Source organism: Burkholderia sp. WSM2230 (assembly GCF_000472445.1).
Taxonomy (GTDB): domain Bacteria; phylum Pseudomonadota; class Gammaproteobacteria; order Burkholderiales; family Burkholderiaceae; genus Paraburkholderia.
Map to the genome: position 1 here is coordinate 72,833 of NZ_AXAJ01000001.1, position 12,169 is coordinate 85,001.

At 62.7% G+C, this 12,169-nt stretch carries 12 protein-coding genes; 11 read left to right on the plus strand and 1 reads right to left on the minus strand.

What is annotated here, in order from left to right; genetic code table 11:
• The first annotated feature begins 127 nt into the window (after nt 1-127).
• From phnG to A3AC_RS0100355, 8 genes are all read left to right on the plus strand, one after another.
• Complete coding sequence (gene phnG, locus A3AC_RS0100320) at nt 128-610, plus strand: phosphonate C-P lyase system protein PhnG (protein ID WP_025596476.1); 483 nt, start codon at nt 128-130, stop codon at nt 608-610.
• Nucleotides 607-1,218, plus strand: coding sequence for a phosphonate C-P lyase system protein PhnH (gene phnH / locus A3AC_RS0100325; RefSeq protein WP_025596477.1), 612 nt, complete (start codon nt 607-609; stop codon nt 1,216-1,218). Before phnG ends, phnH begins: the two co-directional genes overlap by 4 nt.
• Complete coding sequence (locus A3AC_RS0100330; RefSeq protein WP_025596478.1) at nt 1,218-2,381, plus strand: carbon-phosphorus lyase complex subunit PhnI; 1,164 nt, start codon at nt 1,218-1,220, stop codon at nt 2,379-2,381. The genes phnH and A3AC_RS0100330 overlap by 1 nt, the downstream gene beginning before the upstream one ends.
• A complete protein-coding gene (locus A3AC_RS0100335) occupies nt 2,378-3,325 on the plus strand; it encodes an alpha-D-ribose 1-methylphosphonate 5-phosphate C-P-lyase PhnJ (RefSeq protein ID WP_025596479.1) in 948 nt (315 codons plus the stop codon). Before A3AC_RS0100330 ends, A3AC_RS0100335 begins: the two co-directional genes overlap by 4 nt.
• Nucleotides 3,322-4,092 (plus strand): phosphonate C-P lyase system protein PhnK, encoded by a 771-nt coding sequence (gene phnK / locus A3AC_RS0100340; protein WP_025596480.1) that lies wholly within the window; start codon nt 3,322-3,324, stop codon nt 4,090-4,092. Before A3AC_RS0100335 ends, phnK begins: the two co-directional genes overlap by 4 nt.
• A gap of 28 nt (nt 4,093-4,120) precedes the next feature.
• Nucleotides 4,121-4,873 carry a phosphonate C-P lyase system protein PhnL gene (gene phnL, locus A3AC_RS0100345; protein WP_035474396.1) on the plus strand — a complete coding sequence of 251 codons (753 nt, stop codon included), beginning with the start codon at nt 4,121-4,123 and terminating at the stop codon, nt 4,871-4,873.
• A 55-nt stretch (nt 4,874-4,928) separates the two neighbouring features.
• Nucleotides 4,929-6,062, plus strand: a complete 1,134-nt coding sequence (locus tag A3AC_RS0100350) for an alpha-D-ribose 1-methylphosphonate 5-triphosphate diphosphatase (protein ID WP_025596482.1) — start codon at nt 4,929-4,931, stop codon at nt 6,060-6,062.
• 396 nt (nt 6,063-6,458) lie between these two features.
• Nucleotides 6,459-7,595, plus strand: coding sequence for a porin (locus A3AC_RS0100355; protein ID WP_025596483.1), 1,137 nt, complete (start codon nt 6,459-6,461; stop codon nt 7,593-7,595).
• Nucleotides 7,596-7,754: 159 nt separating this feature from the next.
• On the opposite strand, the gene A3AC_RS0100360 is transcribed toward A3AC_RS0100355, so the two are convergent.
• Entirely contained in the window at nt 7,755-8,771 is a 1,017-nt protein-coding gene (locus A3AC_RS0100360; RefSeq protein WP_025596484.1) for an ABC transporter substrate-binding protein, read from the minus strand.
• Nucleotides 8,772-8,950: 179 nt separating this feature from the next.
• Here A3AC_RS0100360 and A3AC_RS28915 point away from each other — a divergent pair, with 179 nt between their 5' ends.
• From A3AC_RS28915 to A3AC_RS0100375, 3 genes are all read left to right on the plus strand, one after another.
• Nucleotides 8,951-9,916, plus strand: a complete 966-nt coding sequence (locus A3AC_RS28915; RefSeq protein WP_035474399.1) for a LysR substrate-binding domain-containing protein — start codon at nt 8,951-8,953, stop codon at nt 9,914-9,916.
• 238 nt (nt 9,917-10,154) lie between these two features.
• Complete coding sequence (locus tag A3AC_RS0100370) at nt 10,155-11,195, plus strand: Bug family tripartite tricarboxylate transporter substrate binding protein (protein WP_025596485.1); 1,041 nt, start codon at nt 10,155-10,157, stop codon at nt 11,193-11,195.
• A 28-nt stretch (nt 11,196-11,223) separates the two neighbouring features.
• A complete protein-coding gene (locus tag A3AC_RS0100375) occupies nt 11,224-12,078 on the plus strand; it encodes an amidohydrolase family protein (RefSeq protein WP_025596486.1) in 855 nt (284 codons plus the stop codon).
• Nucleotides 12,079-12,169: the final 91 nt, after the last annotated feature.

The following is a 12,169-nucleotide window of genomic DNA, read 5'->3' on the forward strand; positions in this document are numbered from 1 at the left end:
GCGAAGCAATTGGTCTAGACGACTAGATGTCCAGAGTGCCATGGAATATCAGCACTTGCACAGGCGCGGGATAACTTTTCAGCCCGCATAACGAAACGTGGTTGAGGTTCATGGAAGGAAGGGGCACATGAAGGAGTCATCCTCCGACATCATGCTGGAGCGGCAAGGCTGGCTGGCGCAACTGGCACGGGCGCCGCGCGCGCTGCTCGAAGCGGGGCTGGAGGCCGCCTGTGAAGGCGCGCCGCTGCCGGCGTTCGACTGGCTGCGCGCGCCGCAAACCGGTCTTGCGACGGTGCGCGGGCGTATCGGCGGAACGGGCGATCCGTTCAATGTGGGCGAGGCGACGGTGACGCGCGCCGTGCTGCGCCTGAAGTCGAGCGATGGCGTGGGCGCCGTCGGCATCGCCTACCAGTTGGGGCGCGACAGGCGGCGCGCGGAATTGGCCGCGCTTGCTGATGCGATGCTGCAATCGCCGCAGTGGCGCGATGCGGTGCGCGAGCGGCTGGTCGCCCCTCTTGCGAAGACCCTGGACGAAGAGAGGTGCGAGCGCGTAACTGAAACAGCGTCGTCGCGGGTCGACTTTTACACGATGGGTCGGGGCGAATCATGACCGACAAGTTTTCTTCTCTCGATACGCTCGTGCGCGGCTTTGCCGATCCGGTGCATGACGCGCAGGCCTGCTTTCGCGTGCTGCTCGATGCGCTTGCGCGGCCCGGCACGGTACGTTCAGTGGATGTCGCACTCGCTGAGCACCTGCCGGACCATTGGTCGGCGGCGGCCTTTGCCGCGATGCTCACGCTCGCCGACTTCTCCACACCGGTCTGGCTGCAGCACGACGACGATGCGCTCGCGCAGGCGATCCGTTTTCACACTGGGGCGCCGATCGTGCAGGAAGCGGGGGTGGCTGCGTTTGCATACATTGCACACGCTCCGGAACTGCCTGCACCCGACGAATTCGCGCTCGGAACGCCGGAAGAGCCGCAAGGGGCGACCACGCTATTCATCCGCGTCGATGCGTTGGAGGGTGGGCGGCCACTGACGTTGTCCGGGCCCGGAATCGAATCCAGCATCTCTGCCGCGCCGCTCGGCATCGACGATACGTTCTGGCGCGCACGTGCAGCGCTTGCTGCAATCGCGCCTTGCGGCATCGACTGTTATCTCGTGTGCGGGCGGTCCGTGATCGGCATCCCGCGCACGACTCATGTGGAGCTCAACTGATGTACGTCGCAGTCAAAGGAGGGGAGCGCGCGATCGAAGCCTCGTGGCGCTTGCTCGAAGCGGCTCGGCGAGGCGACACTGCCGAGCCGGCCCTGACCATCGCACAGATTCGCGAGCAGATGCGCCTCGCCGTTGCGCGCGTGATGACCGAGGGCTCCGTGTATGACGAGGAGCTTGCTGCGCTCGCCATCAAGCAGGCCGCGGGCGATCTGGTCGAAGCGATCTTTCTGTTGCGGGCCTACCGGACCACGTTGCCGCGTTTCGGCTATACGTTGCCGGTCGACACCGAGCGCATGGAGATTCACCGCCGCATCTCCGCCACGTTCAAGGACGTGCCGGGTGGCCAGCTGCTCGGACCGACGTACGACTACACCCAGCGGCTGCTCGACTTTTCGCTTCTCGCTGAAGGCACCGAGTCCATGAACGATGCCGGTTCCTCTCAACCTGTATCCAGTTCCACCAGCGCAGCGCGGACCGGCGAGCAGACGCTTGCAGATGCCACACCGCCTGCTCCGATGCCACGCGTCGTGACCCTGCTCGACGCCGAAGGGCTGATCGAACAGGAGCGCGTGTCGGAAAGCGCTCCTGAACCCGTGGACCTGGCGCTCGAGCCGCTGCTGATGCCCGCCGACCGCGCGGTGCGCCTGCAAAATCTCGCACGTGCCGACGAAGGTTTCTTGCTGTCGATGGGTTACTCGACCCAACGCGGATACGCGCGCAATCATCCGTTTGCCGGCGAAATCCGTTTCGGCCTCGTCGCCGTCGAGATGGAAGTTCCGGAACTCGACTTTCCGATCGAGCTGGGCGAAATCGAAGTGACCGAATGTCAGATGATCAACCAGTTCTCCGGCAGCCGGAAGGCGCCGCCGAGTTTCACGCAAGGCTACGGGCTCGCGTTCGGGCACTCCGAACGCAAGGCGATGGCCATGTCGCTCGTGGATCGCGCGCTGCGTGCAGAAGAACTCGGCGAAGCAGTCAGCGCGCCTGCGCAAGACGCGGAATTCGTCCTTTATCACAGCGATAACGTCGAGGCCTCCGGGTTCGTCCAGCACCTGAAACTGCCTCATTACGTGGACTTTCAGTCCGAGCTGGAACTGGTCCGCCGCCTGCGTGCCGAGCACGCGGCATTGCGCACCGCACAGCACGAGGAGGACGCGGCATGAATGCACGCGACATGCACGAAGCGTCCGCATCCGACGCAAGCACCGAAGGCTACAACTTCGCCTATCTCGACGAGCAGACCAAGCGCATGATCCGCCGCGCGCTGCTGAAGGCCGTCGCCATACCGGGCCATCAGATTCCGTTCGGCTCGCGCGAGATGCCGCTGCCTTACGGTTGGGGCACGGGCGGCATTCAGGTGAGCGCGGCGATCATCGGACGCGACGACACCTTGAAAGTGATCGACCAGGGTTCGGACGAAACCACCAATGCCGTCAACATCCGGCGTTTCTTTGCACGCACCGCGGGCGTGCGGACCACGACGCGCACGGTCGAGGCAAGCATCGTGCAGACGCGGCACCGCATTCCGGAAACGCCGCTGACGGACAAGCAGATTCTTGTCTATCAGGTGCCCATGCCCGAGCCGCTTTACCGCCTCGAGCCGAGACTTGCCGAGTGCCGCAAGCTGCACGCGCTGTCCGAATACGGGCTCGTCAACGTGAAGCTGTACGAGGACATCGTTCGGCACGGCAGCATCGCCACGACCTATGACTACCCGGTGATCGTCAACGACCGCTATTTGACCTCGCCTTCGCCGATCCCCAAGTTCGACAACCCGAAAATGCACATGAACCCGGCACTGCAATTGTTCGGTGCGGGGCGCGAAAGACGCCTCTATGCGATACCGCCCTACACGAGCGTGCGCAGCCTCGACTTCGAGGACCATCCGTTCGAGGTTCAGCAGTGGGAACATGCGTGCGCGATATGCGGTTCGCGCGAGAGTTTCCTCGACGAAATGATCGTCGACGATAAGGGCACGCGTACCTTTGTCTGTTCGGATAGCGACTATTGCCAGGAACAGGTTGCGAAGCGCGAGGGCGACGACATTCAGCCGACGGATGCAGGCACGTCGCCTGCCGCGTCGGGGATTCAGGGAGCGCGCGCATGATGCCCTTGTTGAGTGCACGCGCACTGACCACGCGCTACGGCGAGCGGATCGGCTGCGAAGACGTGAGCTTCGATCTTTATCCCGGAGAGGTGCTTGCCGTCGTGGGCGAATCAGGCTCGGGCAAGTCGACCTTGCTGAACACCGTCGCGTTGCGTGTACGCGCCGCAGCGGGCGCTCTGACCTACTCGACGTCTGACGGCGAAGTGCTGGACCTGCTGACCTTGTCCGAACCGCGCCGCCGTTTGTTGATGCGCACCGAGTGGGGCTTTGTCGAACAGAATCCGCGCGACGGGCTGCGCATGGGCGTATCGGCGGGCGCGAATATCGGCGAGCCGCTGATGGCTGTGGGCGCCCGTCATTACGGCAAGATCCGCGAGACCGCGGCGAGCTGGATGCAGCGCGTAGAACTCGACGCACAGCGCATGGATGATATGCCCCGGTCGTTTTCGGGCGGCATGCAGCAGCGACTGCAGATAGCGCGCAATCTCGTCACGGGTCCGCGGCTCGTGTTGATGGATGAGCCGACTGCCGGGCTCGACGTCTCGGTGCAGGCGCGCCTGCTCGATCTGCTGCGAACACTCTGCGCGCAGTTGCACCTTGCATGCGTGATCGTCACGCATGACATCGGCGTGGCACGTCTGCTTGCGCATCGTCTGATGGTGATGCAAGGCGGGCGCGTCGTGGAGTCCGGCCTGACCGATCAGGTGCTCGACGATCCGCAGCATCCTTACACACAACTGCTCGTGTCGTCCGTGCTGCCGGCATGACGGCTGGCATCCGTAAAAAGGAATCCGAATGATTGATGAATCGATCGACACGAGCTTTCTGCACAACGAGCAGTTGATGCTGCGGGCACGCGGCGTCGAAAAGACCTTCGTGCTTCACACACAAGGCGGCGAGCCGATTCCGGCCCTGTATGGTGTAGATCTCGATGTGTCGCGCGGCGAATGCGTGGCGCTCGTCGGGCCGTCCGGAGCCGGCAAGAGTACGCTCTTGCGTTGCCTGTACGGGAACTACCGGGTAAGCGCCGGTTCAATCCGCTTGCGCGACGAGGCGAGCGAGCACGGTTATCTGCTACTGAGCGGTGCGAGCCCGCATGACGTGATGCGCGTGCGTCGCGATGTGGTCGGCTACGTCAGCCAGTTTCTGCGCGTGATTCCGCGCGTGCCCACGCTCGATCTCGTGGCCGAGCCGCTTCTCGCACGCGGCGTTCATGCCGACGAAGCACGCCGGCGCGCGAGTGACATGCTTGCCCGCCTGAACATTCCGTCGCGGCTTTGGCAACTGGCGCCGGCGACTTTTTCGGGCGGTGAGCAGCAGCGCGTGAATATCGCGCGGGGGCTCATTGCAGAGCATCCGGTATTGCTGCTCGACGAGCCGACTGCGTCGCTCGACGCGCCGAACCGCCGGATCGTGGCCGAGGTCATCGGGCAAGCGCGAGAGCGCGGCGCAACGATCGTTGGCATTTTTCATGATGAAGCGACTCGGGAGTCGGTCGCCACGCGCCGGCTCGAACTGGAGCCGGTGACAAGCCTCTGCGCTGCATGAGCAGGCGGCAGCGCTCACGGACACACACCATTCACAGTGAACACGGAGTAGCACGATGTTGATCAAGAATGCGCGTATCGTCACGCGCGACGAGGAATTTCTCGGCGCGGTGCGCATCGAGGACGGCCTGATCGCCGACGTGCAGCGCGGCGCGACCAGCGCGCCCGATGCCGAGGACTGGCAAGGTGACTACCTGCTTCCCGGTTTCGTCGAAGTGCACACGGACAACCTCGAAAAGCATCTGGCGCCGCGTCCTGGCGTGATGTGGAACGTTGACGCAGCGTTCGTGATCCACGACGCCCAGGTGGCCGCGGCCGGCATTACCACGGTGTTCGATTCGCTCGCGATCGGCACGCGCGCGGACGCTGGCTTGCGCGGCAGCGAGATTCATCGCAACGCGGTGTCGGCCCTCGACCGCTTGTCCGCACATGAATTTTTGCGAGCGGATCACTATCTTCATCTGCGCTGCGAAGTGGGAACCGAGGACGTCGTCGATCTGTTCGACGAGTTGAGCAGTCACCATTTGCTGCGTCTCGCGTCGGTGATGGACCACACTCCGGGGCAGCGTCAATGGCACGATCCCGCGAAGTGGCGTCAATACCAGGAGCGCAACGGCAAGTGGAGCGACGAGAAGTTGGAGGCGGCATTGGTCGAGCTCTCCGACCTGCAGGCGCGCTACGCTGCGGTGCATCGGCGCAGTATCGTCGAACGCTGCAAGGCACTGGGTGTAGCGGTCGCGAGCCATGACGACACGCTCGTCGAGCATGTCAAGGAAGCAGCGCAGGACGGCATGGCGATCTGCGAGTTTCCGACCACGACGGCAGCGGCGAGCGCGGCGCGCGAGCACGGTCTCGCAACCGTGATGGGCGCGCCTAACATCGTGCGCGGTGGCTCGCATTCGGGCAACGTGTCCGCGCTGGCGTTGGCGAAAGAGGGCCTGCTCGACATCCTCTCATCGGACTATGTGCCTTCCAGTCTGATGATGGGTGCGTTTCAGCTTGTGCGGGACGCGCAGTGGACGTTACCGCAGGCCGTTTCGACGGTTTCGGCGGCGCCCGCGCAATCGGTCGGGCTCGACGATCGGGGCGCGATCGAAGTAGGCTTGCGGGGCGATATGGTGCGTGTCGGGCTCGCAGGCGGAATGCCGGTACCGCGCGCGACTTATGTGCAAGGAAAGCGCGTGGCGTGACGCGCTAATCACGCTGGGGGACGCGTCTGGCTGCCGCGTTCGGGCATCACAGTGAGCGCCCCCCGCACCCAGCCTTGAAACGCCGCTCGCCTCTCGCGAGCTTCGGCGCGCCGCTGCCTCAGCAACGTGGCGGCGCCAGGGTGCCCTGAACTACAGGGCTCACTCCATCCTCAGATACGTTTAGCTCCTCCACCTGGTCGGACGCGCTGCCGCCCACGTTTAACCATTCCCTCAAGCGCGACGCTTTTTTTCTCAATAGACCTGCCGCGGCGTACAGGCAAAATTTCACTGCGTTACAAACAAACGAAAAGACAAGGTCCACACCGGAACGGCGGCAGTTAGAGTCCGCTATCCCGCACATTCGTCGTGGATCACACCCAGGAGACGGTGACGATCATGAAATTCAGGACCGCAAAAGTCGCTTGCGCGGCGTTGGTGTGCCTTGTGCCGATATTGGCGCAGGCTGGAGACGAAACCGCAGCAGAGAGTAAACCCGCAGGTGGCAGCATGGTCACCATGTATGGCCTGATCGATCAGGGCGTGGAGTACGTCAACAACGTGGCGAAGGGCAAAAACACCACCAACGCTTATCGCATGGGGGACGGGACCGCCACTTCCTATTTTGGCATTCGCGGCAGCGAGGATATCGGCGGAGGCACGAAGGCCATTTTTGATCTGCAAGGCGGCTTTATGCCGGGCAACGGCACTTCAAGACAAGGCGGGCGTCTCTTCGGGCGGCAATCCTACGTCGGTCTCGACGGAAAATTCGGGCGTCTGACATTTGGCCGCCAATACACGATGCGGTTTTTCGCTATTTCGTTTATCAATCCGTTCGGAACGGGCGCGCAAGGTCTCACCACACTCGACAACGGCATCGCCAACGCGCGAGCGGACAACTCGGTCAGCTACCGCTATTTCCTCGGTTCGTTCGAAGGAGGCGTGAACTACAGCTTCGGTCGCGATGCCGTCGCCGGTAACAGCGCCGCCGCTTCGAATTGTCCGGGCCAGACGACGCCCTCGAACCAATGCCGGGAATATTCGGCAATGCTCAAGTACGACCGGCAGACGTGGGGCGTGGCCACCTCCTACGAGCGCAATTACGGCGGCACCTCCGCGACATTTGGCGGCCTCACGTCGCCGAAGCTGACGGACAGCAGGTTCACGCTGGGCGGCTACGTCAAGATCAGCAAGGCGAAGTTCGGCGTGGGCTGGATCAGGCGCGACGACGAAGGCCTCTCGACGCCAAAGAGCAATCTGTTCTGGGTGACTGGCGTCGTGCCCGTGACGCCTTTCATCTATGTCGACGGCATGGTGGCGCATCTCAAGTACGATCACTCGCACAACAAGGCGCTGGTGCTCGTGTTGCGCGGCGAGTACATCCTCTCAAAGCGTACGTTTCTTTACCTGACGGGTGAACATATCCACAACTACGGCAATCTCGCGCTTGCAGCGACTACGATCACGCCCGTTCCCACGCCTCCGGCTGGCGGCTCGCAGATTTCCATCATCGCGGGTATCCGGCATACGTTTTGACCTTGGCGGGAGAGGCTGAGAGCGGCAAGGGGAAACGCACCCCGAAGGTTGGACATCGATCCGCCTTCGGGGTGTTCTGTTATGGCAGGAGCACCCAAGCGCGACACGCTTCGCCGGGATTGCGGGTTTCCCCTGCTCGGACCGATTCAGCCCACCGATTCAGCCCACAAGCTTCGCCGCAGCTTTCGCTGCCGACATGTCGGCGACTTCCTCGAAGGCCTGCTTGCGCTTCAGACTTCCGACGCTTATGTACATGTCCTGCAGATAACCGATATCGTCGCTCGTCAGCGACAGGTCTTTCGAGTAGGGCCTTTGCGTCTCGTTGAAATCCCAGATAGCCTGCGCTGATGCGTTGTCGAAATTCTTCTGCGCGTGCCTGCGTGCTTCGAAGAAGGCATCGTGCGATGCCGGCGACATCAGAAACTCATAGAGCGCGCCATAGGCGGCCATGACCGCGACTATTCCGTCGTGCTTGTCACGCAGCGCGGTATCGGCGGCATAGGCGGTCTGGAAAGTGCATCGGGGCAGCGCTTGCCACAGGTTGGCGCCGTTGATCGGCACGAGCCCGTCGTGATCGCGCAGATGCGAGATGCTCGAACAGCAGGCGTGCGCCTCGCCCCTTACGACCGCCTCATAGCATTGGTCGTTGCTGCCCTTGTCGACGAAATTGACTTGCGAGGCGTCGAGTCCTTTTTCTTTCATCAACTGGAGCATGAGCGTATGAAGCAGGCCGAGGGACGGACCCACCGCAACCGTCTTGCCCTCCAGGTCGGCAAGCGTTTTCACCACATCGGGTTTGGCAAAGACCGTCAGCGCGCATTTTTTCATCCCCGCGCCGACGATCTTCACTTTCGCGCCTTGCGCAATCCGCGCTAACACCATGTTGTAGCCCGACACCATGCAAAGGTCCGCGGCGCCCGTGGCGATTGCATCGAATGGGCCGGTTGCGCCAGGAATCTGCGCGATGGACGCGTTGACGCCGTACTGCCTGAAATAGCCCATCTCGTCCATCAGGGCATTGAGCGTCGCATTTTCGAGCCCCGGGTTGCTGACAATGCGAATCGGGCTGGACGCGCCGCGCGCGACATAAGGCGCGGCAAGCGCACCCGCGGCGACGCTCAGGCCGAAAAGGCCGGCGCTGCGCAGGAAGCGGCGACGGGTGAGGGTCTGGGTCATCAACTGTCTCCGTACGCCGGTTCGACCGGCATGTTGTAATCAAACGATGCGGCTGCGGCGTTTCTGACGTGCGGCCAGGCGCGGCCAGGCGCATCGCGATCGTGCCAGCGAACAGCGTCGCCGGGCAATTGAGTAAAATGGCCTCAGGCTTAACGAGTTGGTAAAAGGGAGCGCGCGACGTGTCAGAGCTTGACTGGTACCTTCAGATCAACCTGAAGGCGCGGCACATGCATCTCGTCGTGGCGATCGACACATACCGCAATCTGACCCAGGTGGCGGACGTTACGCATGTGACCGTGCCTGCGGTTTCCAAGTCGCTTGCCGAGCTCGAACGGGGCCTAGGACTCACGCTTTTCTCGCGCACGGCACAAGGCCTCGTCCCCACACAGTACGGCGAGTGTCTGATCCGCCACGCGCGGGCCATGCTCGCCATCCTCCATCAGGCACGCGACGAGCTGAAGGCGCTCAGTTCGGGGACCGAGGGCAAGGTTCACATCGGCATGTTGCCCGCTTCGGCTTCCGTGCTGGTGCCACGGGCCCTGAGCCTTCTGAAGCAGCGCTCGCCCGGCACCAACGTAGTCGTGGTCGAAGGGACGACGGCCTCGTTATTGCCGGAACTCTGGCAAGGCCGCCTCGACCTGGTCGTGGGCCGCCTGCCGCCGCCGGACACGCTCGGCAGTTTCGAAGAAAGAGAGCTTATCGAGGACCCGGTGACGCTCGTCGTGGGCCGTCATCATCCGCTGGCGCGCAGGAAAACCCTTAAATGGTCGGACCTGCATCCTTACCCATGGATACTGCCGCCGCCCGGCTCGATACTGCGCGATCCGCTTGAGCGCGCACTCGAAGCGCACGACGTGCCCCTGACCAACAACTACATCGAAACGCTCTCCATTCACGTGGTGCGGGCCCATCTGCAGGTTTCGGATTCCATCGCCGTGATGGCCGACACGCCGGCCAACGACCCCGCGCAGCCGCTTCATACGCTTCCTCTAGGCCTTCCCCGGTTGCTGCGCCCCGCGGGCGTGCTATGGAACCGCAACCGCGGCCTTACGCCCAGCGCGCAGCTGATGGTGGTGTGCCTGGAAGAAGCGGCTCAAGACCTCGCGGGAAAGAGCCAGGCTGCGCGCAAGACACTCGCACCGTGAAGCGCCTGACTTATCCCGCCGGCTCAAAGTAGTCCGCGTCCGTTCACCGGGGCGGGTTTAACCGTTTACTCAAACCCGAAGCCGTTTTTCTCAATTGACCCCTGCTCGCGCGCTGGCAGAATCTGGGTGCGTTCACTCAATAAACGAACGGAGACAACGCGATTCGCGCGAATGATTCGAACCGTCCTTCCTGGCGGGCGAAGGCGAATCGCGGACTATTATCGGAGACAGGACGACCATGAAGTACAGGACCGCAATTCGCGCTTGCGCGGCGCTCTTGAGTATTGCCGCGATGGCGATTACGGGACCGGCCCATGGTCAGTCGGTCGAGCAGTTCTATCACGGCAAGACAGTCACGCTTGTCGTCAGTGCAGACGCAGGCACACCGACCGACATCATCGCGCGCCAGTTCGCACGCTTTTTCGTCAATTACATTCCTGGAAAACCGCATGCGGTGGTGATGAACGTGGTCGGGGCAGGAGGCATGGTCGCCGCCGCCTCGCTGCAGTCCAGACAATCCAGCGACGGGACCGTTATCGGTTTCCTGCAGCGAAACAACCTCTACATTCCGTTGCTCGATCCACGGCAAAGCAGATTCGATCCGCGCAAGGTGCGGTGGCTCGGCAGTCTCAACAAGGTCGAGTATTGCCTCGTTTCAATGACGCGTTCCGGCGTGACCACCGCTGACGATCTCACGAAGAAAAAGATGTACATCGGCGCCACGGGCTTCGCCAACGAGGACCGCACGCTGCCGGCGCTGCTCGACGAGTACCTGGGCGCGAAGATGAGCATCGTGCCTGGCTATACGGGCCGCGGAGAAGTCTATCTCGCGATGCAGCGCGGCGAAGTGGACGGTTGGGCCTCCACCATCGACGGATTGCAGCAAGGCGAACCTGTGCGCATGCTCGCCAACGGCAAGATGAAAGTGTTGCTGCACCTGGGCTGGAACAGTCCGGCTCCGTTCGCCGATATCCCGAATCTGAGCGCGTATATCACCGATCCCGACGTCAAGGCGCTTTTCAATCTGTTCCTGCTGCCGTTCCAGGCAGGACGACCAATCGCCGTACCGAAGGACGTGCCCGCGGATCGTCTTGATGCGCTGCGTGAGGCGTTCGCGAAGACGATCGCGGACCCGGAGTTCATCGCAGCGATGAAAAGTTCAGGCTACCCGATCGATCCAATCGACGGAAACGCGGTGGAACAGATAGTCGGCAAGCTGTACGCGACGCCCGAGCCGCAGCTCGAGAGCGCACGCAAGCTCATCTTCAGTTCTCACTGAACGCAAAATCACCACGAGGTCTGTTCACATGACACCCGAAATAATCGACATTCACCCGCATATCATCTCCGCGGACACCGAGCGTTACCCGATCGCTCCGCAACATGGACACCGCTCCAAGTGGTCGGCCACGCGCCCGGTCACGTTCGAGCAGATGATCGCCGAGATGGACGAAGCGGGCGTAGCGAAGGCTGCAATCGTGCATTCGTCGACCACCTACGGTCACAACAACTCGTACGTGGCCGACAGCGTGGCGCGCTATCCGAAGCGCTTTACAGGCGTCTATTCGTTCGATCTGCTCGCACCCGACGCGTTGCAGACTTTCGACTACTGGCTCGCTCGCGGCATGGGCGGCATTCGCCTCTTCACGGGCGGCGCGACACATCAGAGCGATGCAAGCTGGCTCATCGATCCCGCCACTTTCCCGATCTGGCAGCGCTGCGCCGAAATCGGCATGACGATGGCGGTGCAGACGACGCCGGACGGCTTGTCCATGGTCGCCGAGCTTGCGCAACGTTTTCCCACCGTGAAGATTGCGCTGGATCACTGCGCGCGGCCCGATCTCGAAGACGGCCCGCCGTACGCGCGTTGCGCGGCGCTCTTCGAACTGGCGAAGTACGAGAACGTGTATATGAAGATCACGCCGCGCACCTTCGATCTCGCGCAGGCGGCGCCAGGCGGGGCAGAGGCGTTCTTTGCACAGCTCGTCAAAGTGTTCGGCGCGGATCACCTCGCGTTCGGCTCGAACTATCCGGCTTCCGCGGGACCGCTGAAAAAGCTGATCGATCAGGGTCACGCGTGTTTCGCGAGTCTTACCGAGGAAGAGCGCGCGTGGGTCTGGGGCCGCACCGCCAAGGCGCTTTACCCGTCGCTGGCCGATTAACCCGCAACGTCGGGCAACGAGTCCAGCCAATCGGGCGATACCACTCGGTGAGCCAACTGAGCGACTTGCACTGCGTGAGCCAACCGAGTGA

Bases quoted from the DNA above. Each gene is read 5' to 3' on its own strand.
- A3AC_RS0100330 (WP_025596478.1), top strand. From the start codon at position 1,218: ATGTACGTCGCAGTCAAAGGAGGGGAGCGCGCGATCGAAGCCTCGTGG.
- A3AC_RS0100335 (WP_025596479.1), top strand. From the start codon at position 2,378: ATGAATGCACGCGACATGCACGAAGCGTCCGCATCCGACGCAAGCACC.
- A3AC_RS0100350 (WP_025596482.1), top strand. From the start codon at position 4,929: ATGTTGATCAAGAATGCGCGTATCGTCACGCGCGACGAGGAATTTCTC.
- phnK (WP_025596480.1), top strand. From the start codon at position 3,322: ATGATGCCCTTGTTGAGTGCACGCGCACTGACCACGCGCTACGGCGAG.
- A3AC_RS0100375 (WP_025596486.1), top strand. From the start codon at position 11,224: ATGACACCCGAAATAATCGACATTCACCCGCATATCATCTCCGCGGAC.
- phnL (WP_035474396.1), top strand. From the start codon at position 4,121: ATGATTGATGAATCGATCGACACGAGCTTTCTGCACAACGAGCAGTTG.
- phnH (WP_025596477.1), top strand. From the start codon at position 607: ATGACCGACAAGTTTTCTTCTCTCGATACGCTCGTGCGCGGCTTTGCC.
- A3AC_RS0100355 (WP_025596483.1), top strand. From the start codon at position 6,459: ATGAAATTCAGGACCGCAAAAGTCGCTTGCGCGGCGTTGGTGTGCCTT.
- A3AC_RS0100370 (WP_025596485.1), top strand. From the start codon at position 10,155: ATGAAGTACAGGACCGCAATTCGCGCTTGCGCGGCGCTCTTGAGTATT.
- phnG (WP_025596476.1), top strand. From the start codon at position 128: ATGAAGGAGTCATCCTCCGACATCATGCTGGAGCGGCAAGGCTGGCTG.
- A3AC_RS0100360 (WP_025596484.1), bottom strand. From the start codon at position 8,771: ATGACCCAGACCCTCACCCGTCGCCGCTTCCTGCGCAGCGCCGGCCTT.